This is a genomic window from Brevundimonas sp. UBA4553 (genome assembly GCF_002387245.1).
GTDB lineage: Bacteria > Pseudomonadota > Alphaproteobacteria > Caulobacterales > Caulobacteraceae > Brevundimonas.
Window position 1 is genome coordinate 1,543 of record NZ_DGLD01000018.1, and the last position, 25,125, is coordinate 26,667.

Annotated in this window: 26 protein-coding genes and 1 pseudogene; 8 read left to right on the top strand and 19 right to left on the bottom strand. The window is 64.8% G+C overall.

The features are described 5' to 3' along the window. From B4A39_RS11790 to B4A39_RS11800, 3 genes are all read left to right on the top strand, one after another. The coding region (locus B4A39_RS11790; protein WP_292036705.1) for an autotransporter domain-containing protein at nucleotides 1-2,561 on the top strand (2,561 nt) is incomplete at its 5' end. A gap of 191 nt (nucleotides 2,562-2,752) precedes the next feature. Further along, entirely contained in the window at nucleotides 2,753-3,427 is a 675-nt protein-coding gene (locus B4A39_RS11795; protein WP_292036706.1) for a hypothetical protein, read from the top strand. After that, the gene (locus tag B4A39_RS11800) at nucleotides 3,424-4,287 is read left to right on the top strand and encodes a LytTR family DNA-binding domain-containing protein (RefSeq protein WP_292036707.1); all 864 of its coding nucleotides are present in this window, start codon (nucleotides 3,424-3,426) and stop codon (nucleotides 4,285-4,287) included. The genes B4A39_RS11795 and B4A39_RS11800 overlap by 4 nt, the downstream gene beginning before the upstream one ends. 9 nt (nucleotides 4,288-4,296) lie before the next feature. Here the strand turns inward: B4A39_RS11800 and B4A39_RS11805 are convergent, their stop codons facing one another. Then, on the bottom strand, nucleotides 4,297-5,217 hold the full coding sequence (locus tag B4A39_RS11805; RefSeq protein WP_292036708.1) for a LysR family transcriptional regulator: 921 nt from the start codon (nucleotides 5,215-5,217) through the stop codon (nucleotides 4,297-4,299). Between the two features lie 126 nt (nucleotides 5,218-5,343). Between B4A39_RS11805 and B4A39_RS11810 the strand changes: the two genes are divergently transcribed. Continuing rightward, nucleotides 5,344-5,673, top strand: a complete 330-nt coding sequence (locus tag B4A39_RS11810) for a nuclear transport factor 2 family protein (protein ID WP_292036709.1) — start codon at nucleotides 5,344-5,346, stop codon at nucleotides 5,671-5,673. Continuing rightward, the gene (locus B4A39_RS11815; RefSeq protein WP_292036710.1) at nucleotides 5,670-6,458 is read left to right on the top strand and encodes an SDR family oxidoreductase; all 789 of its coding nucleotides are present in this window, start codon (nucleotides 5,670-5,672) and stop codon (nucleotides 6,456-6,458) included. The genes B4A39_RS11810 and B4A39_RS11815 overlap by 4 nt, the downstream gene beginning before the upstream one ends. 116 nt (nucleotides 6,459-6,574) lie before the next feature. Here the strand turns inward: B4A39_RS11815 and B4A39_RS11820 are convergent. Continuing rightward, nucleotides 6,575-7,150 (bottom strand): annotated as a pseudogene (locus tag B4A39_RS11820) (recombinase family protein). A gap of 501 nt (nucleotides 7,151-7,651) precedes the next feature. On the opposite strand from B4A39_RS11820, the gene B4A39_RS11825 reads away from it, so the two are divergent. Both B4A39_RS11825 and B4A39_RS11830 read left to right on the top strand, forming a co-directional pair. Further along, on the top strand, nucleotides 7,652-8,023 hold the full coding sequence (locus B4A39_RS11825) for a hypothetical protein (protein WP_292036711.1): 372 nt from the start codon (nucleotides 7,652-7,654) through the stop codon (nucleotides 8,021-8,023). 375 nt (nucleotides 8,024-8,398) lie between these two features. Continuing rightward, nucleotides 8,399-9,649: an OB-fold nucleic acid binding domain-containing protein gene (locus B4A39_RS11830; RefSeq protein WP_292036712.1), complete on the top strand. Its 1,251-nt coding sequence runs from the start codon at nucleotides 8,399-8,401 to the stop codon at nucleotides 9,647-9,649. 5 nt (nucleotides 9,650-9,654) lie between these two features. On the opposite strand, the gene gcvA is transcribed toward B4A39_RS11830, so the two are convergent. The 13 genes from gcvA to rpmF all read right to left on the bottom strand — a co-directional run bounded on the left by gcvA (nucleotide 9,655) and on the right by rpmF (nucleotide 20,737). Continuing rightward, a complete protein-coding gene (gene gcvA / locus B4A39_RS11835) occupies nucleotides 9,655-10,608 on the bottom strand; it encodes a transcriptional regulator GcvA (RefSeq protein WP_292036713.1) in 954 nt (317 codons plus the stop codon). Next, nucleotides 10,605-11,609, bottom strand: coding sequence for a cysteine synthase A (locus tag B4A39_RS11840; RefSeq protein WP_292036714.1), 1,005 nt, complete (start codon nucleotides 11,607-11,609; stop codon nucleotides 10,605-10,607). The genes gcvA and B4A39_RS11840 overlap by 4 nt, the downstream gene beginning before the upstream one ends. A 65-nt stretch (nucleotides 11,610-11,674) precedes the next feature. Next, nucleotides 11,675-13,081 (bottom strand): dihydrolipoyl dehydrogenase, encoded by a 1,407-nt coding sequence (lpdA, locus tag B4A39_RS11845; RefSeq protein WP_292036715.1) that lies wholly within the window; start codon nucleotides 13,079-13,081, stop codon nucleotides 11,675-11,677. 2 nt (nucleotides 13,082-13,083) lie between these two features. Next, nucleotides 13,084-13,563, bottom strand: coding sequence for a glutathione peroxidase (locus B4A39_RS11850; RefSeq protein WP_292036716.1), 480 nt, complete (start codon nucleotides 13,561-13,563; stop codon nucleotides 13,084-13,086). 15 nt (nucleotides 13,564-13,578) lie between these two features. Next, entirely contained in the window at nucleotides 13,579-14,874 is a 1,296-nt protein-coding gene (locus B4A39_RS11855) for a pyruvate dehydrogenase complex dihydrolipoamide acetyltransferase (protein WP_292036717.1), read from the bottom strand. Continuing rightward, the gene (locus B4A39_RS11860) at nucleotides 14,871-15,176 is read right to left on the bottom strand and encodes a DUF5076 domain-containing protein (RefSeq protein WP_292036835.1); all 306 of its coding nucleotides are present in this window, start codon (nucleotides 15,174-15,176) and stop codon (nucleotides 14,871-14,873) included. Before B4A39_RS11860 ends, B4A39_RS11855 begins: the two co-directional genes overlap by 4 nt. Beyond that, nucleotides 15,176-15,493, bottom strand: a complete 318-nt coding sequence (locus B4A39_RS11865) for a DUF5076 domain-containing protein (RefSeq protein WP_292036718.1) — start codon at nucleotides 15,491-15,493, stop codon at nucleotides 15,176-15,178. Before B4A39_RS11865 ends, B4A39_RS11860 begins: the two co-directional genes overlap by 1 nt. After that, the gene (locus B4A39_RS11870) at nucleotides 15,490-16,830 is read right to left on the bottom strand and encodes a pyruvate dehydrogenase complex E1 component subunit beta (protein ID WP_292036719.1); all 1,341 of its coding nucleotides are present in this window, start codon (nucleotides 16,828-16,830) and stop codon (nucleotides 15,490-15,492) included. Before B4A39_RS11870 ends, B4A39_RS11865 begins: the two co-directional genes overlap by 4 nt. A 3-nt stretch (nucleotides 16,831-16,833) precedes the next feature. After that, nucleotides 16,834-17,865 (bottom strand): pyruvate dehydrogenase (acetyl-transferring) E1 component subunit alpha, encoded by a 1,032-nt coding sequence (gene pdhA / locus B4A39_RS11875; protein WP_292036720.1) that lies wholly within the window; start codon nucleotides 17,863-17,865, stop codon nucleotides 16,834-16,836. Nucleotides 17,866-17,979: 114 nt separating this feature from the next. Next, complete coding sequence (locus tag B4A39_RS11880) at nucleotides 17,980-18,300, bottom strand: FtsB family cell division protein (RefSeq protein ID WP_292036837.1); 321 nt, start codon at nucleotides 18,298-18,300, stop codon at nucleotides 17,980-17,982. 148 nt (nucleotides 18,301-18,448) lie between these two features. After that, a complete protein-coding gene (gene eno, locus B4A39_RS11885; protein ID WP_292036721.1) occupies nucleotides 18,449-19,726 on the bottom strand; it encodes a phosphopyruvate hydratase in 1,278 nt (425 codons plus the stop codon). Nucleotides 19,727-19,825: 99 nt separating this feature from the next. Further along, complete coding sequence (locus B4A39_RS11890) at nucleotides 19,826-20,440, bottom strand: hypothetical protein (RefSeq protein ID WP_292036722.1); 615 nt, start codon at nucleotides 20,438-20,440, stop codon at nucleotides 19,826-19,828. A gap of 114 nt (nucleotides 20,441-20,554) precedes the next feature. Beyond that, nucleotides 20,555-20,737 carry a 50S ribosomal protein L32 gene (gene rpmF / locus B4A39_RS11895; protein WP_114816620.1) on the bottom strand — a complete coding sequence of 61 codons (183 nt, stop codon included), beginning with the start codon at nucleotides 20,735-20,737 and terminating at the stop codon, nucleotides 20,555-20,557. A gap of 209 nt (nucleotides 20,738-20,946) precedes the next feature. Here rpmF and B4A39_RS11900 point away from each other — a divergent pair, with 209 nt between their 5' ends. Then, a complete protein-coding gene (locus tag B4A39_RS11900) occupies nucleotides 20,947-21,915 on the top strand; it encodes a hypothetical protein (protein ID WP_292036723.1) in 969 nt (322 codons plus the stop codon). Between the two features lie 2 nt (nucleotides 21,916-21,917). Here the strand turns inward: B4A39_RS11900 and B4A39_RS11905 are convergent, their stop codons facing one another. Genes B4A39_RS11905 through lipA form a run of 4 tightly spaced genes read right to left on the bottom strand, consistent with a single transcriptional unit; the run spans nucleotide 21,918 to nucleotide 25,018 of the window. Further along, nucleotides 21,918-22,448 (bottom strand): sugar O-acetyltransferase, encoded by a 531-nt coding sequence (locus tag B4A39_RS11905; RefSeq protein WP_292036724.1) that lies wholly within the window; start codon nucleotides 22,446-22,448, stop codon nucleotides 21,918-21,920. Between the two features lie 14 nt (nucleotides 22,449-22,462). Beyond that, on the bottom strand, nucleotides 22,463-23,581 hold the full coding sequence (locus B4A39_RS11910) for an NAD(P)/FAD-dependent oxidoreductase (RefSeq protein WP_292036725.1): 1,119 nt from the start codon (nucleotides 23,579-23,581) through the stop codon (nucleotides 22,463-22,465). A gap of 5 nt (nucleotides 23,582-23,586) precedes the next feature. After that, a complete protein-coding gene (locus B4A39_RS11915; protein ID WP_292036726.1) occupies nucleotides 23,587-24,039 on the bottom strand; it encodes a type II toxin-antitoxin system RatA family toxin in 453 nt (150 codons plus the stop codon). Nucleotides 24,040-24,046: 7 nt separating this feature from the next. Further along, on the bottom strand, nucleotides 24,047-25,018 hold the full coding sequence (gene lipA / locus B4A39_RS11920) for a lipoyl synthase (protein WP_292036727.1): 972 nt from the start codon (nucleotides 25,016-25,018) through the stop codon (nucleotides 24,047-24,049). Between the last annotated feature and the right edge of the window lie 107 nt (nucleotides 25,019-25,125).

Here is a 25,125-nt window from a genome sequence, read left to right on the forward strand (position 1 = left end):
CCGCAGGCGGTACGTCCGTGACCCTCAACGGCACGAACTTCTCAGGCGCCACGGCAGTGACCTTCGGGGCGACGGCGGCGAGCGGCTTCACGGTCAATAGTGCGACCCAGATCACGGCGACGGCTCCGGCCGGAGGGGGAACGGTGGATATCCGCGTGACCACGGCGGGCGGAATCAGCGCGACTTCGACTGCCGATCAGTTCACCTATGTCGGTGCGCCTTCGTTGGCGAACATCAGCCAGACCGTGATATACGACACCCCGACGGTGATTGACCTCAGTGGCGCAATCAGCGGCGAGCACGATAGCATCGCCGTGGCCATCGCTCCGGTGAATGGCGCAGCCAGCGTTGCAGGCGACGTGATCACCTATACGCCGAACGCCGGATATTCCGGCGCTGACAGCTTTACCTGGACCGCGACGGGGCTGGGCGGAACCTCGACTGCGGCCACGGTGACCCTGACCGTGGCCGGGCCGACACGACCGGCAATCGACACGCCTGGAGAGCCGGTCGTAGTGCCGCCGTCTGCCGGCGGTTCGGGATCGGTCAGCATTGATCTTGGTTCCGTCAGCCAGGGTCTGATCGACGGTTATCGTATCACGGTCGCCAGCCAGTTCGGCGTGGCGGAGGTTACGAACGGGGCGGCTGCGGCGCCAATGCAGGCCCGGGCTTCGGCCGCGCCTCAGGCGGCTGGCCCCTATCGATTGGTCTATACGCCGGCCGCAAACTTCATGGGCGAGGACACAGTGACCGTGGTGGCCTATGGGCCGGGCGGAGATTCCTCCCCGGTGACCTTCACCTTCCGGGTGGCGGGCAGGGCGCCCGATCTGTCGGGCGCAGTGCTCTCGGGCGCTTCGGTGACCTTCACGCCGACTGCGGGCCTAATCGGCGGACCGTTCCAGGCCCTGCGCATCACCAGTGCGCCGAGCTTCGGCACGGCCACGGTAAACGGACTGAGCCTGGTGTTTACGCCCGGCACCAACGGCGGGACGACTGCGTTCGACTATATCGTCGATCTGCCATTCGGCCCTTCGGCGGCGGGCCGGGTGTCGCTGACCTCCAACGCCATGCCCGGATCAGAGGCCCTGATCGCCCAGACCCTGCAGGGCGTGCCAGTGACGGTCCGTCTCGGCGACGTCGCGGGCGGCCCCTTCACCGGCGCCGCCGTGGTCTCCCTGGCACCGGCGATAGCGGGCGAGGCGACCATCGCCAAGGCCGGCGATGACTATGACCTGACCTTCGTCTCGAGCGGAGACTTCTCGGGCGAGGCGGTAGTCACCTACAGCCTGAGCAACGCGTCCGGCACGACCAACAGCACCCTGACCGTCACGGTCGAGGCGCGTCCCGATCCGTCACTGGATCCTGAGGTGAGGGGGGTGGCGACCAGTCAGGTCACCTCGGCTCGCCGGTTCGCCGACGCCCAGATCAACAACTTCCAGCAGCGTCTGCGCGATCTGCACGACGGCACCAATGGCTCGTCCAATGGTCTGAGCCTGAACCTGGGCCTGGGCGGCGCCGAGGCGGATCGCGATCCGCAGCAGGCGCTGCGCCGTCAGCTGGGTCAGGACCGCAACCTCGACCCCGGCGCTCTGGGCAGCGATCGCGAACGCGAGATGCTGGGTCTGGACCTCTGGGCCGGACGGGCGCAGGCCTCAGTCCTGGCGGCCGAAAGCGATGACCGTCTGAACGCGGCGCCGCAAACGGCTGAGGGCCTTGGGGCCTCCGTGGGTCTGTGGACCTCCGGTTCGGTCGATTGGGGCCGTCGGGATGCGACGGGCCAGCGCGACAGCCGCTTCACCACGCAGGGCGCGACCCTGGGTCTGGACGTCAAGGTCTCCGATCAACTGATCGTCGGCGGCGGCGTCGGCTATGGCGAGGACAAGACCCGGATCGGCGACAGCGGCTCGGTCACGAACGGCAAGGCCTTCACTGGCGCCCTCTACGCCAGCTGGCGCCCGGCCGAGGCCTTCTATGTCGACGGTGTGCTCGGCCTGGCCAACCTGGACTTCACGTCCCGGCGCTGGGTCGAGGGTCTGGCCGGGCAGGCCGACGGCTATGCCGACGGTGACCGGTCCGGCGACGTGCGCTTCGCCTCGGCCGCCTTTGGCCGGGTCCTGCGCGGCGAGCGGGTGACAAGCGACTTCTATGCGCGACTGGACGCCCGCGACATCACGCTGGACGGCTTCACCGAGACCGGCGGCGGCCTGTCCGCCCTGACCTGGGATGAGATCGAGCAGAAGAGCCTGTCGGCCAACCTCGGCGCCTCCTGGCGCTGGACGCTGGACAGCCGTCGCTACGGCCAGTTCCGGCCGACCGCGCGTGTAGAGTGGTCGCACGAGCTGGAGGACATCGGCACCCAAGGCGTTCGTTACGCCGACTGGACGACCAGCCCGACCTATCTGGTCCCGCTGAACGCCTGGTCACGCAACGCGATCAACTTGGACCTGGGAACCGAGTGGTCGCTAAGCGACCGCTTGATGCTCAGCCTCGGCTACCGCGGCGCCCTCGGCGACGTCAGCACCAGCCACGGCGCCCAGATCGGGATGAAGTACGGCTGGTGATGCAGGATGGGGCCGCGGCGATGTCGCGGCCCCGGACTGGATAGGGCTGATGCTCAGGGACGCGACGAATGTCGCCTTGTCGGCGCGACGCCAATGACCGTTCTTGGCGCGGTGCAGTCGTTCATCCCGGCCAGCCGTCGCTCATCCCAAGCATAATGTCCGCCGCCAGCGGTCATCGGCAGAAGGTCATCATGACCTCGATCTTCATACCTGTGCTCGCCATTCATATCCTCTTCGGCCTGATCTGCGTCGCAACCGGGGTGATACCCCTGATCACGCGCAAGGGCGGTCGTTTCCACCGCCTCTCGGGCCGGGTCTATTCGGGGGCAATGGCCGTGCTCCTGCTCGCGGCCTGGATCATGACCATCATCCATTTCAGCGCCTATTTCCTGGCGCTGACCGCCATGGCGACACTGGGTCTGTTCTCGGGCCTGCGGGTGCTGGGTCGCAAGCGCCCCGACCTGAAATGCGGAGATCGCGCCAGACGCCTGGACTGGCTGGTCACATCGGGGATTGTCGGTGTGGCGCTGACGACGTTCTACTTGACGATGTCGGGAGCCGCAGGGGCAAGTTTCGCCGTCTCGGCCGCCTTGGCGGCGGCTGGTCTGGTCTATGGCGCCTATGACCTCTGGCGCTTTTGCGCGCCGACGGCCTGGCCGTTCTCGCCGAGGCTCTGGATGTACGAGCACCTCGTGAAGATGATAGGCGCCTACAGCGCCGTCTGGGCGGCCTTCTCCGGAAATTTCATGACCTTCATTCCCGCTCCGTGGAGCCAGTTGTGGCCCAGTCTGGTCTTCCAGGCGCTGGCGCTCGGCTGGCTTATGCGGCTGGCCATCAAGCGAACTTCGCGCACCGCGCTCTCGTGACGGCCTGGATCGAGCGCCTTGGTACGGCGACGCTGGTCCGGATTTTCGCGGCCTATAGCTGGGCAGCCAGCACGGTGTGCGCCGCCTGGTTCGCCCGCCGATTTTCGGTTGAGCGCGGCGCGGCGCTGGAACCAGCGCTCTGCCTGATCTGGCAGGGGCTGGTCTTCGGCGCCTGGTTGCCGGCGGGCGGGCTGGTCTGGCTTCTCCTCAAACGCTTTGGAACGACCGGACGCGGCCTTGCGGCCTTGACCCTAGCCATGCCTCCAGTGGTTCTGCTTGAGGTGGCCGCGGGCGCGTCGCTGGACATTGTGTTCGCCGGAGGCGGCGACTTCGCGGATTTCGCCGGGCGGATGGTTTCCAAGGCCCCGGTCGCCATCCTCCTCTGGACCGCGATCTGCGCCGTCGGCCTTGCCGCGGTTCAGCGGGATCGGGCGCTCGGGGCCCGGCGACGCGCCGACATGCTGCAGAGCGCCCTGGTTCAGGCGCGTCGGGCCGTAAGCGCGCCCGGGCCGGAGCGCCTGCTGGTCACGACAGGGCGGAGGCGAGCGCCGGTGATGCTGCACGAGGTCGAGTGGTTCGCGTCAGCGGGCAACTATGTCGTGGTGCACTGGCAGGAACGGGAGGGCCTTGTCCGGACCTCGCTCAAGGCCATCGAAGCGACCCTGGATCCCGCCGTGTTCGCCCGAACCCATCGGTCGACCATCGTGAACCTGGCCTGTGTCAATGACGCTCAGTCCCTCTCGGACGGCTCCTGGAGGCTGACCATGGCGAGCGGCGGCGAGATCGTGGTCAGTCGAGCGTTTCGTGATGAGATCCTGACGAGGCTGGGAAGGTCCGCTCTTCGGCTGCACGTCAGCTGATGGCGGATCTCAGCCTCTGGATCGCCTCGAGCCGGCGTCGGCCTCGGCCTGTCGTCGCGCAAAGTCGATGAACGCCTTGAACGCTGCCGTCGGGTTCCGGCGGCTGGGATAGTAGAGGCTCAGGGGCGACAGGGCGGGCGTCCAATCCTCGAGGACGCAGACAAGCCGGCCTGCCTTGATGTCGTCGCGCACGTCGGATTCCATTGCCAGGGTGAGGCCGGCTGAAGCCAGGGCGGCGGAGCGGGCGAGGCTCGCTTCGTCGAGGGTGAGAGCACCCTCCACGTCGACATGCACCGTTTGCCCATCCTTCCCGAACGGCCAGCGATAGATCGCGCCATTGGGCAGACGGACGCGAAGACAAGCATGCTTCAGCAGGTCCTGGGGTATCAGCGGCGTTCCTCGGGATACCAAGTAGGCTGGCGAGGCCACCACGACGTTTCGTCGAGCGAACCCGAGGGGGAGGGCGATCATGTCGACCGGTACGCGGTCAGCGCTGCGTATGCCGAAGTCGAACCCACCCGCGACGATGTCCACCATCCGGCCCTCAGTGACGACGTCGATGTGAACCTGAGGATGTTCGCGCACGAAGGGCAGGACGAGGGAGGAGAAGATTTCTCGCGCCGCAGTCGGGAAGGCGTTGATGCGAAGCGTCCCCGAAGGCGTGGCCTGCCGGGAGCGCACGACGTCCATGGCGTCATGAATATCACGCAGGGCGGGTGCGACTTGGGAGACGAACTGCTGCCCCGCCTCCGTCAGAGAAACACTTCGGGTCGTTCGGTTGAACAGGCGGACGCCGAGCGTGCGCTCCAGCTTTCCCACCGCATTGCTCAGCGCGGTTGTCGAGACCCCGAGTTCGATCGCGGCCGCTCGGAACTTGCCGCAACGAGCGACGACCAGAACGGCATCCAGTTCAGTGAGGCTGCTCTTCATTATTATCCCGATTATCGTGACGGCTCATTCTGAGTTGTCCTGATTATCGCGCGACCTGTCCATCTCTACCTTGGCGTCATCGAAGGTGCAGTTACCGGGCTGCGACCGAAACAACAGGACAGAACAATGTCGCCACAGCTTCCTTCCCCGATCGCCGACTATGTCGAGGCCAATTCCCGCCTAGACCTCGACGGCATGATCGAAACCTTCGCCGCCGACGCGGTCCTCTTGGACAACGGAAAACGCTTCGAAGGCCATGATGAGATTCGCGCCCTGCTCAAGGAGATGGTGGTCGGTCTCAAGGCGATTTTCACCCCCGACACCCTTCGGCATGAGGACGCTGTTGTTGTGTGCGAGGGTCCGGCCCATGGCGACTTTCCGGGCAGCCCGATCCGCTTCACCTACCGCGTCGAACTCGAAGGCGACGTCATCAAGACAATGGATGTCTCAGCATGACCGCCCGGGCGAATCCCAACGAGTTCGCGGGCAAGCGCGTGCTCATCAGCGGTGGCACCAAGGGTCTGGGCCGCGCCACCGTCGATCGCTTTCTGGCCGGCGGCGCCCGTGTGATCACCTCGGCGCGCTCGAACCCTGATCCCATCGAAGGCATGGAGTTTGTCCAGGCGGATCTGACGACCGCCGCAGGCGGAGAAGACTTCGCACAGACGGCGCTCGAGCGTCTGGGCGGTGTCGATATTCTCGTCCATGTGTTGGGCGGTTCCGCCAGTCCAACTGGCGGCTTCGTCGCCCTGACGGACGACCACTGGCTGTCCGAACTGAATGTGAACCTGCTGGCGGCCGTTCGTCTCGACCGTATCCTGATCCCTCAGATGATCGAGCGTGGCTCGGGTGCAGTGGTGCACGTGACCTCGGTCCAATCGGTCCTGCCTCTGCCCGACGCGACCACGGCCTACGCCGCAGCCAAGGCCGCGCTACGGACCTACAGCAAGTCCATTTCAAAGGAGCTCGGTCCCAAGGGCGTGCGGGTCAACACCGTCTCGCCGGGCTGGATCATGACGGAGGGCACGGACGTGTTCCTTAAACGCATCTGGGCGGCCAACGGCGGAACCCTCGAAGACGCGCGGCAGCTCGTCCTTGCGGGCCTCGGCGGTATCGCGATCGGACGGGGCGCCGAACCTTACGAGGTCGCAGAAGCGATAGCCTTCCTGGCCTCGGATCGCGCTTCCTCGATTCATGGCTCGGAGCTCGTCGTCGACGGCGGCACCGTGCCGACCGTGTGACCGCAAGGCCTGTCCGAGCTCGGCTCACTGGCTAGGCGCGGTCAGGTCTCTAATGTCCGCTTTCGGGCAGCTAGGCAATGTCCGCTTGTGGCGCGGAACTGACATTTGTTCGACCATCAGCCTGCCGACGACTTGCGCTTTTCTACCCTCTCGAGAGATCGATAGAGAGTCGATCTGGCGACACCAAGCGTCTGGGCCACCTCGGCACCGGTCGTTTCGGGATCCTTTAGCAGGCGAGCCGCGTGCCTCAGTTGCTGAGCTGTAAGTTTGGCTGGTCGCCCACCTAAACGCCCCCGCGCTTTGGCGGCTCGGAGGCCCGCTTTGGTACGCTCCCGCACTAGATCTCGCTCCATTTCAGCAAGGGCAGCCATAACGTGAAAGAAAAAAGCGGCCAGCTGATGTGGCCGTGTCGATTCCGTCGGTCAGACTGACGAACTGCACGTCGCGGTTCTGGAGATCCGCAACGAACTCCACGAGTTGGCGAACGGTTCTGCCAAGTCGGTCGAGTTTCCAAACTACTAGCGCGTCGCCAGGTCGCAGATGAGACTGCGCCTCTTGCAGCCCCGGGCGATCACCGCGACCTCCACTCATCTGGTCAGAAAAGATTCGTCCGCAGCCATAAGTCTTCAGCGCATCGACTTGGAGGTCGAGGCGCTGCTCCCTGTCGATACGCGTGCGTAGCCAATCAACATGTGGCGATTGTCGCAGAACTCAGCGCCCCATCCAAACGTAGCCATTTGATTTCGCTACACAGTTTTCGTCCCTGTGAATGTGAGACGGACCGGGGAGGGGTGTCTTAAATCGTCGAGTGATGCAAAATGGACCGTTTGTGGGACCGGTAGAGATGAGGCGAAAGGCCGCTTCTGAGGGGGCCAGCAAGGAATGCAGCGCCGCTTCAGTCATTTGACGGGAAATTTGTTCAAGCTTTCCGGATGGCGATGTGCGGCATCGCTCGCGGGGCGCTCGGGCCGAAACCAACAGGCAGACCCACTATTGCTTCTGGCGTTGGCACTGCCCATTCACAATTTCCACCAACTCAGCGTCCGATCCCGTAGGTGGTCGGCGGACCTTCGGGATCGTTGGCAAAGCTGTGCGATGACAGCCGCCTTCAGCGGCTTCAACTAATCCAGTTGCAGAGCGACTAGACGGCGAGTCGTCAATGCGCGATTCTCTTCGAACCAAGGAGAGAAGGCGTGCCGACCATGATTGCCGAATTCGACGATACAATCTCTGCGGATCAGGGCCCGGACATACCTCGCGCTACGCTGTCCGTGCGCATTCCTCGCTGGGCCCATAAACGTATGAAGACCGGCGCGCGTGATGCCGGCTCAACAGCCGCTGAACTCTACGCGTCTGTCATTGAGCGGTTCTTGAAGGACGACTTGCAGCACTGGAGTAAGGCGCTTCTTACCGGGCCGACATCATCTCCGCCGACCACGCTCACCATGGCGAAGCCCCTGGCGCTCCGAGTGAGAGCGCTGGCAGAAGAGCGCGACATTCAAATAGTTTTCACCGCCGTGCTTCTTCATCTTGATGAAGCGCCACCAAGCGCTGTCGCAGCGTAGCCAAAGCTCCACGCCCTCATTGCCGTCAGCCCAACCAAGCTGTCTGCGATCTGATCGAATACGTGTGCGAATTAGAGGGGAAAGGCGCGGTTCGCAGAGTTTGCGATCAGTTACAGAAATCGACAGACTGGGAGCTCCACGATTCACGCATAAGATATATTATGCGAAGGAAAACACCAGTTCGATAGTGTTGCAGGACGTGTAGCACGAAGCCTCGGCGCGGAGCATCACTGGCTCTCCATCGACGGCGTCTGATGCATCAAGACACTCGTGCCCGGCAGGCCAGCTTGAAGAACGGCTCTGCTGCGCGACAACTGCCGATCTCTCTCGCGTTGCTGGTCGCCCTTCCAGCGCATTGACCCTGCTTGACTTTGCATGAGCGTCGCGCATTATAGAACAAATGAAGAACATAAGGAGGCCAATGGCCTGCGCAAGGCCATGGGCACCTTCCGGGGCGACGGCACCCTGCACACCTACGAAGACCGGATGGTCAGCCGAATGATCGCGCGCGGCTATGATCCGACCTTCGCCCGGCGCTGTTTCGACCAGATCAAGGGCTTCGGCTCCTACGGCTTCCCGGAGAGCCACGCCGCCTCCTTCGCCCAGCTGGTCTATGTCTCGTCATGGATCAAACACCACTATCCGGCGGCCTTCGCCTGCGCCCTGCTGAACAGCCAGCCGATGGGCTTTTACGCCCCGGCCCAGATCGTGCGGGATGCCCGCGACCACGACGTCGAGGTGCGGCCGGTCGACGTCACACACAGTGGCTGGGACAACAGTCTGGAAGGCTCGGACAAGACGCCGGCCCTGCGGATCGGCCTGCGCCAGATCGACGGCTTCCGCGAGGACTGGGCCGAGGCCCTGGTCGCTGCCCGCGCGTTCCGCGCGACCGACATCGAAACCCTGGCCAGGCGCGCGGGACTGCCGTCAGCCGCCATGCGCAAGCTGGCCGACGCCGACGCCTTCCGGTCTCTCGGCTTGGATCGGCGTCAGGCCTTGTGGGCGGTGCGCCGCCTGCCCGACGACGCGCCGCTTCCTCTATTCGCTGCCGCCGATGCCCGCGAGCTTGGCGCCGAGCCCGATGCGCGCCTGCCGATCATGCCGCTGGGTGAGCATGTCGCCGCCGACTACCAGACGCTACGCCTGTCTCTAAAAGCCCACCCCATGGCCATCCTGCGTCCCCTGTTCGACGCAGAACGCATCCTGACCTGCGCCCAGACCGAAGCGAAGCGGAACGCCGCGTCAGTGCGGGTCGCGGGCGTAGTGTTGGTGCGGCAGCGTCCCGGCAAGGGCAACGCCATCTTCGTCACCCTGGAAGACGAGACGGGCATCACCAACGTTGTCCTCTGGGCGCGGATGTTCGAGCAATTCCGCCGCGAGGTCATGGCTGCCCGGCTGATGGAGGTCGAGGGCGTGGTGGAGAAGAGCCCCGAAGGCGTGGTCCATCTGGTCGCCCGCAAGGTCATCGACCGCTCCTCGGAACTGACGCGACTGTCGGAAGACCACGACACGACGGTTCAGCTCGCCCGCGCGGACGTCGTCGCCAATCCCCAACCGCCCCGTCATCCACCTCATCGCCATCCGCGCGATGTGCGCATCCTGCCGGGATCGCGGGATTTTCACTGACCTGACTACAGATCGTCGGTCCGTTGTTCAGCGGCGTGGGCCTCGCTCTTCATCCATCGCACGAAGGCACGCGCGGGTTCGGAGACCCCGCTTCGCTTCGTCAAGACATGATAGGCCAGTTCGGTAGAAAGCGCGCCGTCGGCAAACGGCGCGACGAGCCGCCCCGACGTCAGATCGCCGGCGACAAAGGCGTAGGGCGCCAAGGCGACGCCTTGCCCATAGGCGGCGGCCTCGATCGCCAAGGCTGTCTGATCGAAGCGAGGTCCAGCCGAGGCGTCGAGATGGTCAAGTCTGCGCGCGCTCAGCCAGGTCGGCCAGTCCGGCCGCGGCTCCTCCAGGTCCCCGGGACGCAGGTGGATCAAGGCGTGATGGGCCAGATCATCCGGCCGCTTCAACGGGTGCTTTCCGGCCAGCAAGACTGGACTGCAAACAGGGATCACGTCCGCACTCAGCAGCCGCTCTGAACGCACGCCGACATAGTCGCCACGCCCGTATCGCACCGCCACATCCACCCTGCCCCCGCCGACGTCGGCCAGCCGCATGTCCGCAGACATCCAGACCTCGACCTCGGGGTGCGCAGCGGAAAAGCGAGCGATACGGGGCGCCAGCCACTTCGCGGCGAAGGACGGCGGCACGCTGATCGCCAAGGCGTGGCGGCGGTTGGGTCGATAGAGCAGGTCCCCTGCCCGTTTCAGATAGTCGAAGCCGTCGTGCAGCAGCGGATAGAGCTCCGCGCCCAGCTCGGTCAGCGCGATCTGACGTCCCTCGCGATGGAACAACGGCGCGCCGGCGTGCTGCTCCAGAATGCGTATCTGCTGACTGATCGCGCCGGGCGTGACCGACAATTCTTCAGCCGCGCGGGTGATGTTCAGGCGACGCGCCGCAGCCTCGAACGCCTTCAACGCATTCAGCGGCGGAATACGACCGTCAGCAGGCGTTTCCTTCTTCGATCGGCTCATCGGTTCAACCACTCCGGCGTCGGCAGGCCGCGCGCGGTCAGGAAGGCGGGGTCATAAACCTTGCTGGAATAGCGTTGCCCGGCATCGCACAGCACGGTGACGATGGTCTTGCCCGGTCCCAGGTCGCGCGCCATGCGGATGGCTCCGGCGATATTGACCCCGCTGGACGGGCCCAGCGACATACCTTCATGCTTCACCAGATCGAACAGGATGGGCAGGAACTCGGCGTCTTCGATCCGGTAGGGATGATCGACCATCAGCCCCTCCAGATTGCCGGTGATGCGATTGACGCCGATGCCCTCGGTGATCGAACTGCCCTCGCCTTTCAGCACGCCTTCGGTGAACCAGTTGTAGAGCGCGGCGCCCGGCACGTCGGCCAGACCGATGGCGACATCGGGCTTCTGTTCACGCAAGTAAGCGGCGCAACCCGCCAGCGTCCCGCCCGATCCGACGGCGCAGATGAAGCCGTCGATGGCGCCGTCCGTCTGCTTCCAGATTTCCGGCGCTGTGCCTTCATAGTGGGCTTCACGATTGGCCAGGTTGTCGAACTGATCGGCGTAGAAGGCGCCGTTCGGCTCGCTCTCGTTCAGTTCCTCGGCCAGACGTCGGGAATAGGCGACGAAGTGGTTGGGGCTGGCGAAGGGCGCAGGATCGACCTCGATCAGACGCGCGCCATGCAGGCGGACCGCCCGCTTCTTCTCATCCGTCTGGCTACGCGGCATGACGATGACGACGGGATGGCCAAGAGCGGCGCCGACCAGGGCGAGGCCAATGCCCGTATTGCCCGCCGTGCCCTCGACGATGACGCCGCCGGGCTTCAGCGCGCCAGAAGCTCGCGCCTTCCTGATGATGCTGAGCGCCGCGCGGTCCTTGATGGACCCGCCGACGTTCAGGAACTCGGCCTTGCCTAGGATCTCGCAGCCCGTCAGCTCCGACGCGCGCTTGAGGCGCACCAGAGGCGTATTGCCGATCAGGCCGAGAACATCAGGCGCGACGATCATGGATAATCCGAACAGGGAGGAGAAGAAGTCCTCTTAGCCACAGTTCAGATTTTCTAACAACTCGATCAGATGTGGATGACGCGGCCATAGGCGTCCAAAGCGGCTTCGTGCATGGCTTCGGACATGGTCGGGTGCGGATAGACGATGCCGTGGATGTCTTCCTCGGTCGCTTCCATGGTGATGGCGGTGACGTAGCCTTGGATCATCTCGGTCACTTCGTGGCCGATCATGTGGGCGCCGATCAGAGCGCCGGTCTTGGCGTCGAAGATGACCTTGACGAAGCCGTCGACCTCGCCCGCCGCCACGGCCTTGCCGTTCACGCGGAACGGGAAGCGGCCGATCTTGACCTCGCGCTTGTCGGCACGCGCGCCCTGCTCGGTAACGCCGACCGAGGCGACCTGAGGCTGGGCGTAGGTGCAGCCGGCGATAGGCGAATGGACGTTCGGGGTCTTGTAGGCGGCGATGTGCTCGGCGGCGTGGATGCCTTCGTGCGACGCCTTGTGCGCCAGCCAGGGGGCGCCGGCGCAATCGCCGATGGCGTAGAGGCCCTTGACGTTGGTCTGGCAGTGACTGTCGGTCTTGATGTGGCCGCGGTCCAGTTCGACGCCCAGCGCCTCCAGGCCGATGCCATCGGTGTTGGCGGTGATGCCGACGGCCGAGATGCAGACCTCGGCCTCCAGGGTTTCGGCCTTGCCGTTCACTTCAACAGCGACCTTCACGCCCTTGGAATCCTTGGACACCTTGGTGACCTTGGCGCCAACCTTGAACTTGATGCCGCGCTTCTCGAACGACTTCTGCGCGGCCTTGGAGACCTCTTCGTCCTCGACCGGCATGATGCGGTCGACGGCTTCCACCACGGTCACTTCAGCGCCCAGGGCACGATAGAAGCTCGCGAACTCGATGCCGATGGCGCCCGAGCCGATGACCACGAAGGTCTTGGGCAGCTTCTTGGGGGCCAGGGCGTCGCGGTAGGCCCAAATCTTGTCGCCGTCCGCCTCCAGACCGATCTGCGGCAGGGCGCGGGCGCGGGCGCCGACGGCCAGCATGACGGTCTTGGCTTCGATCGCACGCGTGCCTCCGGCCTTCAGCGCGACGACGACCTTGGGGGCCGCAGCGCCTTTCTCGAGCGTGGCCGATCCTTCGATCACCTCGATCTTGTTCTTCTTCATCAGGAAGCCGATGCCCTTGTTCATCGTCGCCGCGACCCCGCGCGAGCGCTGGATGATGGCGTCGAAGTCAAAGGAGGCGCCCGTTGCGGACAGGCCGTATTCCTTGAGGTGGCTCAGGCTCTCGAACTTCTCGCCCGACTTCAGCAGGGCCTTGGTCGGGATGCAGCCCCAGTTCAGGCAGATGCCGCCCAGGTTCTCGCGCTCGACGATGGCGACCTTCTGGCCCAGTTGGCTGGCGCGGATCGCCGCGACGTAACCGCCGGGGCCCGAACCGATGACGACGAGATCGAATTCAGCAGCCATGGTCAGATCAACTTCTCGATGTCGGCCTTGATGGCCGCGGGTTCAGTCTGGGGCGAATAGCGCGCGACGACGCGGCCTTCGCGGTCGGTCAGGAACTTGGTGAAGTTCCACTTGATGGCTTGGGAGCCCAGGAAGCCGCGCTTCTGCCGGGTCAGCCAGGCATAGAGCGGGTGCCGGTTCGGCCCATTGACCTCCACCTTGTCGAACAGGGGGAAGCTGACGTCGAAGCTGGTGGCGCAGAAGGCGGCGATTTCCGCCGCCCTGCCGGGCTCCTGTTGGCCGAACTGATTACAGGGAAAGCCCAAGACCTCGAACGGCGCATCGGCGAAGTCGCGGTGCAGCTTCTCCAGCCCGTCATATTGACCGGTGAAGCCGCACTTGGACGCCGTGTTGACGATCAGCAGCGCCTGCCCGCGAAAACGGTCCAGGGCCACGTCCGTGCCGTCGATGGCGCGGGCGGAGAAGTCATAAACCGAAGTCATGACCCCTCTCCTCCCTTAAGCCAGCATCGCCACGGGATCTTCGATCAGCGGCTTGAACGCCTGCAGGAAGCGAGCGCCCGTTGCGCCGTCGACCACCCGGTGATCGCAGGTCAGGGTCACGGTCATGACCGTGGCCACGGCCAGTTGCCCGTCCTTGACGACCGGACGTTGCTCGCCGGCGCCCACGCTCATGATGCAGCCCTGCGGCTCATTGATGATCGAGGTGAACTGCTTGATGCCGAACATGCCCAGGTTGGACACCGAGAAGGTGCCGCCTTGGAACTCTTCGGGCTTCAGCTTACGTTCGCGGGCGCGCTTGGCCAGGTCCTTGGACTCGGTCGCGATCTGCGCCAGGCCCTTGGTCTCGGCCTTCTTGATGATCGGAGTGATCAGGCCGCCGTCAATCGCCACCGCCATCGAGACGTCGGCGTTGTGGTGCATGGCGATGCCTTCGGGGGTGTAGGAGGCGTTGGCCTCCGGCACCATCTTCAGGGCCAGGGCTGCGGCCTTGATGACGAAGTCATTGACCGAGACCTTGATGCCCTGCGGCTCCAGCATCTTGTTCACCTTCGCGCGCACAGCCATCAGCTGGTCGATCTCGACGTCGATGAAGAGCGGGAAGTGCGGGACGTTCTGGATGCTGTCGACCATGCGACGCGCCACGGCCTTCTTCATCCCGTCCAGCGGGATCAGGTCGTAGCTGCCGTCCGGAATGCCCATCTGGGCCAGCGACTGAGCCTGACGCGGGGCGATGCCCGAGGTCGCGGCGGCGGTTGCCGTCGAAGCAGTCGGTTGAGCAGCGCCCTTGGGCGCACCTTCAACGTCGCGCTTGACGATACGGCCGTGCGGGCCTGTGCCCTTGATTGATTTCAGATCAAGGCCGTTCTGGGCGGCGATGCGACGGGCCAGAGGCGACGCAAAGATGCGTTCGCCATTGTCCGACTTCGGAGCTGCCGGAGCTGCCGGAGCGGGCGCTGCGGGAGCCGCCGCCTTGGGCGCTTCAGCCTGGGCGGGAGCGGCTTCAGCTTTAGCAGCCTCCGCCTTGGCGGCGGGCGCGGGTGCAGCCGCGCCGCCCTCGTCCTTCAGGCGAGCGATCGGGGTGTTGACCTTCACGCCCTCAGTGCCTTCAGCGACCAGGATATCGGTGACTTCACCTTCATCGACAGCCTCGACTTCCATCGTGGCCTTGTCGGTTTCGATCTCGGCGATGACGTCGCCGGCGGAGACGACGTCCCCGACCTTGACGTGCCACTTGGCCAGAACGCCCTCTTCCATCGTCGGAGACAGGGCCGGCATCAGGATGTCAGTCATTGAGCGGACTCCGTGTTCGCAGCCTGAGCCTTGGCGTGGGCCGCGTCCCAGCTGTCGCAGATAGCCTTGAACGCCGTGGCCTGATCGAAGCCGTGGTGCTCGGCGTAGGCATGGGAATAGTGCCAGGCCAGCTCGGCCAGGACGACGCCGATATTGCCCGGCTCAGCCAGAGCCGGACGGATGTTCATGATCGGGCCGGTCCCGTTCCACCAGACCCGGGCCAGTTCGATGACCTGGTCCTCAGGAGCGTTCAGACCCTCGGGGATCGGCAGCGAGCGTTGTTCAAGCGCAGCGGCGTCCATCAAGCATTCCCCTTCGGCGCAGCGACAGGTTCGGCCACGGTCTTCACGTTGTCCGCCTTCACGACTTCGGAAAGGCCCTGAAGGATGCGGTTGTAGGCTTCACGCTCGTTGTGGCCGTGACGCAGGGCATAGCCGTGCGCCATGTGACGCGCAGCATAGGCCAGCAGCTCGCCGAATTTGATCGGGTCGTTGAAGGCGGGCTTCACCGACATGACCGGCTCATCCTTGGACCACCACATCCGCAGGATTTCGATGGCCTGCGGATCGGCGGCGACGCTGTCCGGCGTCGTCAGCTGGAACTCGGACGCCTCGCTCACGCCATCACCTGCTTAACGGCAGCGACGATCTTGTCCACGCCCGGCAGCGACAGCACTTCCAGGTTGGCGGCGTAAGGCAGCGGCACGTCTTCCTGGTGCACGCGGAGCGGCGGAGCGTCCAGGTAGTCGAAGGCGTGTTCGATCACGCGGGCCACGACCTCGGCGCCGACGCCCATCGGACCCCAACCCTCTTCGGCCGAGACCAGACGGCTGGTCTTCTTGACGCTTTCGACGATGGTTTCGTGGTCCAGCGGACGCAGGGTGCGCAAGTCGATGACCTCAGCCTCGATGCCTTCCTCGGCCAGCTTCTCAGCGGCCTGAAGGGCGAAGCCGACCATGCGGGCGTGGGCCGTGATGGTGACGTCCTTGCCTTCGCGGCGGACCTTGGCCTTGCCGATCGGCAGGACGTAGTCGTCGGTTTCCGGCACGTCGAACTCGGTGCCGTACAGCATTTCGTGTTCGAGGAAGACGACCGGGTTCGGGTCGCGGATCGCCGCTTTCAGCAAACCCTTGGCGTCCGCAGCGTCGTAGGGTGCGATGACCTTCAGGCCCGGGATCTGGGCGTACCAGGCCGAGTAGTCCTGACTGTGCTGGGCGCCGACGCGGCTGGCCGCGCCGTTGGGACCACGGAAGACGATGTCCGCGCGGATCTGACCACCCGACATGTAGAGCGTCTTGGCGGCCGAGTTGATGATGTGGTCGATCGCCTGCATGGCAAAGTTGAACGTCATGAACTCGACGATGGGCTTCAGCCCTGCCATGGCGGCGCCGACGCCGAGACCGGCGAAGCCATGCTCAGTGATCGGGGTGTCGATCACGCGGCGCTCGCCGAACTCCTGCAGCAGGTCGCGGCTGACCTTGTAGGCGCCCTGGTACTGGGCGACTTCCTCACCGATCAGGAAGACGCGGTCGTCACGGCGCATTTCCTCAGCCATGGCGTCGCGCAGGGCGTCGCGAACCGTCGTCTTGACCAGCTTGGCGTCGGCCGGGATTTCCGGGTCGCGCAGTTCAACCTTGGGAGCCGCTGGTGCGGCCGCAGGTGCCGGAGCAGCTTCCGCCTTGGGCGTATCGGCCTTGGCCGCTGGCGCAGGGGCGCTGTCTTCACCGGCCAGACGCGCGATAGGCGTATTGACCTTCACGTTCTCCGAACCCTCGGCGACGAGGATTTCCAGAACTTCGCCTTCATCGACGGCTTCGACTTCCATCGTCGCCTTGTCGGTTTCGATCTCGGCGATCACCTGGCCGGCCGACACGGTGTCGCCTGCCTTGATGTGCCATTTGGTCAGCGTGCCCTCTTCCATCGTGGGGGACAGCGCCGGCATCAGAATGTCGGTCACGAATCAGGCCTCCACGTAGACGTCAGTATAGAGCTCGGACGGATCCGGCTCAGGGCTTTCCTGTGCGAACTGCACGGCTTCGGCGACGATGGCTTTCACCTCGTTGTCGATGGCCTTGAGTTCTTCCTCGGTCGCCTTGGCGGCGGCGAGCAGCATCTTCAGGTGGTCGATCGGATCGCGGGTCTTCTTGACCTCGTCGACCTCTTCCTTGGTGCGGTACTTGGCAGGATCCGACATGGAGTGGCCGCGATAGCGGTAGGTCTTCACCTCGAGGATGTAAGGACCTTCGCCAGCCCGGGCGCGGGCCACGGCGCGGGCGGTTGCGTCACGGACGGCGAGGACGTCCATGCCGTCGACCTGCTCGCCCGGAATGCCGAAGCTGGCGCCGCGCATGTAGAGCTCGGTCGTGGACGACGAGCGCTCGATGCTCGTACCCATGGCGTATTGGTTGTTCTCGATGATGTAGATGGCCGGCAGCTTCCACAACTGGGCCATGTTGAAGCTCTCGTAAACCTGACCCTGGTTCGAGGCGCCGTCGCCGAAATAAACGAACGAGACGCTGTCGTCGCCGCGGTACTTGCCGGCGAAGGCCAGGCCGGTGCCCAGCGCCACCTGGGCGCCGACGATGCCGTGACCGCCATAGAAGCCGGTCGGCACGTCAAACATGTGCATCGAGCCGCCCTTACCCTTCGACGAGCCGCCGATGCGGCCAGTCAACTCAGCCATGACGGCGTTGGGGTCCATGCCCGCAGCCAGCATGTGGCCGTGGTCGCGGTAGCCGGTGATGATCTTGTCATGACCCTGCTTGACGCTCTCCTGAACGCCGACCGCAACAGCCTCCTGACCGATGTACAGGTGGCAGAACCCGCCGATCAGGCCCATGCCGTAGAGCTGACCCGCGCGCTCCTCGAAGCGACGGATGAGAACCATCTCGCGGTAGAAGCGCAGCAGGTCTTCCTTGGAAGCCTGAGGCGTGTTCGGAATCTTGATGTCGTCCGCGCTGGACGAGGATTTCTGAGCGGCGGCTTTCGCCATCCGGCATCTCCCGGCTGCGCCCCCAGTTTCAGGGACTCTTATCGTTACGGAAAGGGGCTTTAGCAGCCTTCGTTCCCGAAACGCAAAGCGAGCCGGTCAAGCTGTAACAATAGTTCAGGACGTGCGAGTCTCGTCAGGGTTGTGCACGGCTGGCGCGCTAAGGCGAACCACGTAGTCGCGCGGATCGGCAAAGCCGAGCACGGCTCTGGCGCGTTCCTCAAGCAGATCCTTGGAAAGGCTTTCCGTTCGCAGATAGCGCACGCGCACTTCCAGGTCGCGCCGCTGCTCGGTCAGGCGCGCCAGCTGGTCGGCGCGCTTGGAAAGGAGCGCGTCGCGCTCGCCTCCGCTCAACAAACCGCGCTGCCCCGTCAGGGCCTGAACGCCCAGATAGACGATCAGGAACAGCAAGAACGCGGATGTCAGATAAGGCTTCATCTGTTCAGGCAAGACTGACGCTCCTTCTGAGCGCAAACAAGGTTTCCTGACCCTGACCGAAAATGCCTAACGAACCGTAGCTTGGCCGTAATTGCGAACGCCGCCTCCGAGGTTCGGAAGCGGCGCTGCATTCAACCGGCGCGGACGCCTATTTCAGCAACATGCCGTCGCCGAAATAGACAGCCTGGTCTCCCAGCATCTCTTCGATGCGAAGCAGTTGGTTGTATTTCGCCGTCCGGTCCGAACGCGCCAGCGAGCCCGTCTTGATCTGCCCGCAGTTGGTGGCGACGGCCAGATCGGCGATGGTCGAGTCCTCGGTCTCGCCCGAACGATGGCTCATCACCGAGGTGTAGCCGGCGCGGTGGGCCATATCGACGGCGTCCAGGGTCTCGGACAGGGTGCCGATCTGATTGACCTTGATCAGGATGGAGTTGGCCAGACCTTCGCCGATGCCGGCGGCCAGACGGCGCGGATTGGTCACGAACAAGTCATCGCCGACCAGCTGAACGCGGTCGCCCAGACGGTCCGTCAGCAGCTTCCAGCCGTCGAAATCGTCTTCGGCGCAGCCGTCCTCGATCGAGACGATCGGGAAGCGTTCGACCAGATCGGCCAGATAGCCGACCATGCCGTCGGCGTCGAAGGCCTTGCCCTCGCCCGTCAGGTTGTATTTGCCGTTCTTGAAGAACTCGGTCGATGCGACGTCGAGGCCCAGGTGGAAGTCCTCACCGGCCAGATAGCCAGCCGCCTGCCCCGCCTTGGTGATGAAGGCCAGGGCTTCTTCAGCCGAGGCCAGGTTCGGAGCGAAACCGCCCTCGTCGCCGACGTTGGTGTTGTGGCCGGCGTCTTTCAGCGCCTTCTTCAGGGCGTGGAAGATTTCTGCGCCCATGCGCAGCGCATCCGAAAACGTCTCGGCTCCGGTCGGCAGGATCATGAATTCCTGAATGTCGATCGGATTGTCAGCGTGAGCGCCGCCATTGATGATGTTCATCATCGGGGTCGGCAGGACGCGGGCCGAGACGCCGCCGATGTAGCGGTGCAGCGGCAGGTTGGAACTGATGGCGCTGGCCTTGGCCGCAGCCAGCGATACGCCGAGAATGGCGTTGGCGCCGAGGCGAGCCTTGTTGTCCGTGCCGTCCAGTTCGATCAGGGCTTCGTCCAGACGGCGCTGGTCCTCGGCGTCCATGCCGGACAGGGCGTCGAAAATCTCGCCGTTGACGGCGTCAACGGCCTTCTGGACGCCCTTGCCGCCCCACATGTCCATGTCGCCGTCACGCAGTTCGACGGCTTCGTGCGCGCCCGTCGAAGCGCCCGAAGGCACGGCGGCGCGACCGAAGCTGCCGTCTTCCAGGGTGACGTCAACCTCAACCGTCGGATTGCCCCGGCTGTCGAGAATCTGGCGGGCGACGATGTCAGCGATGTCAGTCATGAGGAAGGCGCTCTGTCAGAAGAGGAAGGTGCAACGGCCGGTTTAGACCAGCCGTCGCCGAATCGCCAACCAGGCGATGCGCCTTCACCGTTTCCAGCGTCAGCTGCAGCCTTCGACGTTCTGGATGCTGGGGCCGCCAGCGTGGATGAAGGCCACCTTGCCGTCCTGCCCGATCTCGTACACCAGTCCCCGCGCAGTCGGATCCGTGACGTAGGCGCCCTGCAGTTGAGGCTTGCCCGGCCAAAGGGTGACATAAGCCGACGGCGCGCCTTGATACTTGTGCGGGGTCACGGTGGCGGCTGCGCCGTACCTGGCCTTCAGTTGATCGCCGTCGTAGCCGACGCCGACGCCGTCCTCGGTCTTGACGGTCGCGTCCTTCGTGGCGGTCAGGCGCGTCAGCGTCCCGTTTTCCACCATGACCAGTACGCCCTCGGGCGCGCGAGGCGGGTGATAATAGCGGCACTCCGAGGGTTCAGCTTCGGCGGCGTTCGCGGGCGGCGGCCCGACCGCTGCGTCCACCTCGGCCTGGGTCATGCCGATCTTCAGCGGACCATAGCCCAGAGGCGTCAACACCGTGGCCGATGCGGCGTCGGCCACAACCGCCGGAGCAACCGCCTCGGGCGCCTGGGTGTCAGGGGTCTTGGCGCTTTCAGGGGCGTTGCAGGCGGCCAGGGCCAGCAAGGCGACGGAACTGAGGACGGCGCTACGGATCATGCGAGGAGCTCCAGTGGTTAGGCTTCACCGCACACAACGCACGAAAACGGCGCGCGATGTCATCGCGCGCCGTTAAAATCTATCGTCCGGCCGAAACCGGGGCCGTATTGAAGACTAGTCTTCCTTCGGCGTGATGACCTGGCGGCCGCGATACGTGCCGGTCTTCAGGTCGATGTGGTGCGGACGCTTCAGCTCGCCCGTGTCCTTGTCTTCGACATAGGAGTTGGCGCCCAGGGCGTCGTGTGCGCGACGCATGTTGCGACGCGAGGGGGATACTTTGCGCTTCGGAACGGCCATGTCCGTCTCAATCTCTAAGTCGGTGCGCCGTGAAGACGCGAAAACATACAGTGCCGGCCCCCCGATAAGAGCCGCCACGCGAGGGCGGGCTTATGCATGAAGACGCCATCGATTTCAACCCGTGCCGCGACAATCAGCCGGCAACGACAGGGTGGCGGTTTTAGGCCACCTACGGCAAGGTCCTGACACCGATGTCACGGGAGGACATGATGCGCAAATTCTGGACAGCAACCTCGGGCGCCAGCCTGGCCTTCGCCGCCCTGCTCGGCTCTACGCCTGTATTGGCGCAGTCGGGCGTGACCGTTCTGCCTCTTCCTGAGGCCGCCGCCTATCCGGAAGGCGTCGCCGTCGATCCCGCGACCGGCGCCATCTACACCAACAGCGCCAATACAGGCGTCGTCTTCCGCGTGGATCCTGATACCGGCGCGGTCGTGCGCGTCGCCGATCCGCTGGGCCTGGGTGATTCGCCGCCCGCAAAGCCGGTGTCGGTGGCCCTGGGGCTCAAGGCTGACGGCCAGGGGCGCCTCTGGGTTGCTGGCGCGCGTGCCGGCTCGATGCATGTGGTCGACATCGCCACCGGCGAGCGGCTCGCGCGCTTCACCACGCCGGAAGGCGCCTGGTTGATCAACGACGTCGCCCTGACGCCTGACGCCGCCTATTTCACCGATACCCTGCGCCCTGTCTTGTGGCGCGTCGCCCGCGATTCAGTGGTCGATGGGGCGCTGGAGCCGTGGCTGTCGTTCGAGGGCACCGCTCTTGAATACGGCGAAGAGCCGAACCTGAACGGCATCGTCGCCACGCCGGACGGCCGCTTCCTGATCGTTGTCCTGATGAAGACCGGGCGGCTGTTCCGCATCGATACCCATTCGCGCGAGGTGGCCGCAATCGATGCCGGGAGTTCAGCGCTGGACGGCGGCGACGGCTTGGCCCTGGTCGGACAACGGCTGTTCCTCGTGCGCCAGTCTGCCGGCGAGGTCGTGGCCCTGGACCTGTCCCCGGACCTCGCCACAGCGGTCGAAGCGAAGCGTATCAAGCCATCTGAACTGGCCTGGCCGGCGACCGTCGCTGTCCGGGGCGATCGCCTGATCGTGGCCAACAGTCAGTTGAACCGTCGCGGCTCAGGCGATCCAATCCTGCCGTTCAGTCTGGTCTCGATCCCACTGTCGGCCTTCGACTAGGCCTAGGGCAAGGACCTCACGATGCGAGCTGGGTTGCCGACGACCAAAACATCGGAGGGCACATCCTTCGTCACGACAGAACCCGCGCCGACAACCACACGGTCGCCAACTGTCACGCCAGCCAGCACTATCGCTCCTCCCCCTATCCAGACGTCGTTTCCAAGTCGGATCCTGCGGGCGCTTTCAAGACCGGAGCGCCGCCCGACCGCATCCAGGGGATGTTCCGGCGTCAGCAGTTGCACGCCAGGTCCGCATTGAAAGTCGTCGCCGATAACGATCTCGGCGCAGTCCAGAAAGATGCTGTTGGCGTTGACGAACGCCCTCGCACCCAGGCGAATGTTGTCGCCGTAGTCACAAAAGAAGCCCGGCATGATGGTTGCGCGTCCGTCGGAGGCGTGGACCAGTTCATTGACCAGAGCTCGCCGCTTCTCGTGATCGGGCTCCTGATTGATCCGAATGGTCAGGCCCACCGCACGCGTCCGACCGGCGACCAGTTCAGCATCGCTCGGGTCGTAGCTCAGCCCCGCCAGCATCTTCTCGCGCTCAGTCATGCCCGGGTTATCGCTGTCGCCACAGCTTCGCCGATGGCCAATGAACTGGTCAGGCCCGGACTTTCGATCCCGAACAGCGCCATCAGCCCGTCGACACCATGATGCTCTCGACCATGGAGCTGGAAGTCCGGCTGCGGCTCACCGGGGCCGTGCAGCTTGGGCCGGATGCCGGCGTAGTCAGGCGTAAGCCGCTCCACCGTCACGCCGGGCCAGAAGCGGCGGATATAGTGGGCGAACTCCTGCGCCTTGGCCGGATCGACCGAATAGTCCTCGGTCTCGACATAGGCCAGGTCAGGCCCGAACACCCCCTGCCCACCCAGATCCTTGCGATAGTGGGTGCCCAGCGCCCCGGCGATGGGCGGAGGATAGATCAATCGATTGAAGGGCGCGGGCCCTGTCAGGCGGAAATAGATCCCCTTGCCCAGGTGGCGCGCCGGGATGTCAGCGGCCGGATAGCCGTCGATGGCGCCCGCCACGCTCTGGGCCGATAGCCCGGGCGCGGTCACCAGCAGCCGGCTCGTCAACACCGCCCCGCCCTCTCCGCCCGCCGTGATGCGGAAACCGCCGCCCGACAGAGGCTCGGCCCGCTCGAACGGCGTGGACACGACGACCGAACCGCCAGCGTCCTCGATCTCGCCTTGCAGCGCCAACATGTAGTCGTGGCTGGCGAACACCCCGCTCTCCGGCGACAGGATGGCGGCGTGGGCCTTCAATTCCGGTTCAAGCGCCCGCGCCTGGGGGCCCGTCAGATGCTCCAGCCCTTCGACGCCGTTGATCACTGCCTGCTGGAAGATGGCCTCGATCCGCTCGACCTCGGCTTCCTCGGTCGCCGCGACCAGCTTGCCGCATTTCCAGTGGTCGATCTTGTGGCTGGTCAGGAAGTCATAAAGCGCCCGCCGCCCCTCGACGCAGAACTTCGCCTTCAGCGAACCCGTCGGATAATAGAGTCCGCCGTGGATGACCTCGGAATTGCGAGAAGACACGCCCTGGCCGATGTGCGGCTCTTTTTCGAGCACCAGCACCGTCAGGCCCCGCTTCGCCAGCGCCCGCCCGCAGGCCAGTCCCACAGCCCCCGCCCCCACGACTGTCGCATCGAAGTCGAAAGGCGCGTCCATGAAACCTACCTCTTGCCGTAAAGGGCCTTGGCGCGGCCCTCGAAACATTGGATCAGCTTATCGACAGCCCGATCAAAGTTCGCCTGCAGCATTAGATCCAGCATCCGCGACTTGAAAGCGAAGTCGATGAAGAACTCCAGTCGTGTTCCCTCGGGGTGCGGATGGAACTCCCAGCGGTTCTTCAGATGCTTGAACGGGCCGCGGATCAGGCCGACTTCGACCTTGGGCGAGTGAATGTCGTGGCGCACCCAGGTCGAGAATCGTTCAGTCAGGAAAGCGAAGCCCACCCCCGCCTCGGCGTCCAGCAGGCGCACGCCCGGGGCCTCGTCGCGCTGGTTCCAGACGCGCATGGAGGTGATCCAGGGCACGAACTCCGGATAGGCCTCCACCCCCGCAACCAGCTTGGCCAGGTCTTCAGGCGCATAAGGAAGGATGCGCGTAACGCGATGGACCGCCATTCAGGACTTAGCGGGCCGAACGGCCTGCCTGCGCCAGACGCGCGGCCTTGAGGCGGGCGAAGTCGTCCCCGGCATGGTGCGACGACCGCGTCAGCGGCGACGACGACACCATCAGGAAGCCCTTGGCCCGCGCAATAGCCTCATAGGCCTTGAACTCTTCGGGGGTGACGAAGCGGTCGATGGCGGCGTGCTTGCGCGTCGGCTGCAGGTATTGGCCGATGGTGATGAAGTCGACGCCGGCGGACCGCATGTCGTCCATCACCTGCATGACCTCTTCCTTGGTCTCGCCCAGGCCGACCATGATCCCCGACTTGGTGAACTGGTTCGGATCGCGTTCCTTGACCATCTGCAGCAGGCGCAGGCTGTGGAAGTAGCGGGCGCCCGGGCGGATCTTCAGATAGAGGCGCGGAACCGTCTCAAGGTTGTGGTTGAAGACGTCGGGCGTGGCGTCGATCATCACCTCGGCGGCGCCATCCTTGCGCAGGAAATCGGGCGTCAGGATTTCAATCGTGGTGTCGGGCGCCTGCAGGCGGATCTGGCGCACCACCTCGGCGAAGTGGGCGGCGCCGCCATCGGCGACGTCGTCGCGGTCCACCGAAGTGATGACCACGTGGTTCAGACCCATCTGCTGGACGGCCAGGCCGACCTTGGCCGGCTCTTCCGGGTCCAGGGCTTGCGGCAGGCCGGTCTTGACGTTGCAGAAGGCGCAGGCCCGCGTGCAGGTGTCGCCCATGATCATCAGGGTGGCGTGCTTCTGGCTCCAGCACTCGCCGATGTTCGGGCAGGCCGCCTCTTCGCAGACCGTGACCAGGCCCTTGGAGCGCACGATATCCTTGGTCGCGTTATACTGACCCGAACCCGGCGCTTTCACACGCAGCCAGTCAGGCTTCTTCAGCACCGCCGATTCCGGGCGATTCTGTTTCTCCGGGTGACGCAGCTCGGAAGGCTTCTTCGTCAGGGTGTCGATCAGCGTGACCATAGCCGGCGGTCTGGCTCCTGTGCAGAAGGGCGGTATGTCGGCTTTCCGATCGCCAATGGCAAGCCACAGACGGTTTCAGTGATGGAGATGCGACGTTCACGCGACGT

Bases quoted from the DNA above. Each gene is read 5' to 3' on its own strand.
- pdhA (WP_292036720.1), bottom strand. From the start codon at position 17,865: ATGGCGAAAGCCGCCGCTCAGAAATCCTCGTCCAGCGCGGACGACATC.
- B4A39_RS11900 (WP_292036723.1), top strand. From the start codon at position 20,947: ATGCGCAAATTCTGGACAGCAACCTCGGGCGCCAGCCTGGCCTTCGCC.
- lpdA (WP_292036715.1), bottom strand. From the start codon at position 13,081: ATGGCTGCTGAATTCGATCTCGTCGTCATCGGTTCGGGCCCCGGCGGT.
- B4A39_RS11795 (WP_292036706.1), top strand. From the start codon at position 2,753: ATGACCTCGATCTTCATACCTGTGCTCGCCATTCATATCCTCTTCGGC.
- gcvA (WP_292036713.1), bottom strand. From the start codon at position 10,608: ATGAGCCGATCGAAGAAGGAAACGCCTGCTGACGGTCGTATTCCGCCG.
- B4A39_RS11855 (WP_292036717.1), bottom strand. From the start codon at position 14,874: ATGACTGACATCCTGATGCCGGCCCTGTCTCCGACGATGGAAGAGGGC.
- lipA (WP_292036727.1), bottom strand. From the start codon at position 25,018: ATGGTCACGCTGATCGACACCCTGACGAAGAAGCCTTCCGAGCTGCGT.
- rpmF (WP_114816620.1), bottom strand. From the start codon at position 20,737: ATGGCCGTTCCGAAGCGCAAAGTATCCCCCTCGCGTCGCAACATGCGT.
- B4A39_RS11815 (WP_292036710.1), top strand. From the start codon at position 5,670: ATGACCGCCCGGGCGAATCCCAACGAGTTCGCGGGCAAGCGCGTGCTC.
- B4A39_RS11860 (WP_292036835.1), bottom strand. From the start codon at position 15,176: ATGGACGCCGCTGCGCTTGAACAACGCTCGCTGCCGATCCCCGAGGGT.
- B4A39_RS11830 (WP_292036712.1), top strand. From the start codon at position 8,399: ATGAGCGTCGCGCATTATAGAACAAATGAAGAACATAAGGAGGCCAAT.
- B4A39_RS11905 (WP_292036724.1), bottom strand. From the start codon at position 22,448: ATGCTGGCGGGGCTGAGCTACGACCCGAGCGATGCTGAACTGGTCGCC.
- B4A39_RS11880 (WP_292036837.1), bottom strand. From the start codon at position 18,300: ATGAAGCCTTATCTGACATCCGCGTTCTTGCTGTTCCTGATCGTCTAT.
- B4A39_RS11810 (WP_292036709.1), top strand. From the start codon at position 5,344: ATGTCGCCACAGCTTCCTTCCCCGATCGCCGACTATGTCGAGGCCAAT.
- B4A39_RS11910 (WP_292036725.1), bottom strand. From the start codon at position 23,581: ATGGACGCGCCTTTCGACTTCGATGCGACAGTCGTGGGGGCGGGGGCT.
- B4A39_RS11850 (WP_292036716.1), bottom strand. From the start codon at position 13,563: ATGACTTCGGTTTATGACTTCTCCGCCCGCGCCATCGACGGCACGGAC.
- B4A39_RS11915 (WP_292036726.1), bottom strand. From the start codon at position 24,039: ATGGCGGTCCATCGCGTTACGCGCATCCTTCCTTATGCGCCTGAAGAC.
- B4A39_RS11890 (WP_292036722.1), bottom strand. From the start codon at position 20,440: ATGATCCGTAGCGCCGTCCTCAGTTCCGTCGCCTTGCTGGCCCTGGCC.
- B4A39_RS11805 (WP_292036708.1), bottom strand. From the start codon at position 5,217: ATGAAGAGCAGCCTCACTGAACTGGATGCCGTTCTGGTCGTCGCTCGT.
- eno (WP_292036721.1), bottom strand. From the start codon at position 19,726: ATGACTGACATCGCTGACATCGTCGCCCGCCAGATTCTCGACAGCCGG.
- B4A39_RS11840 (WP_292036714.1), bottom strand. From the start codon at position 11,609: ATGATCGTCGCGCCTGATGTTCTCGGCCTGATCGGCAATACGCCTCTG.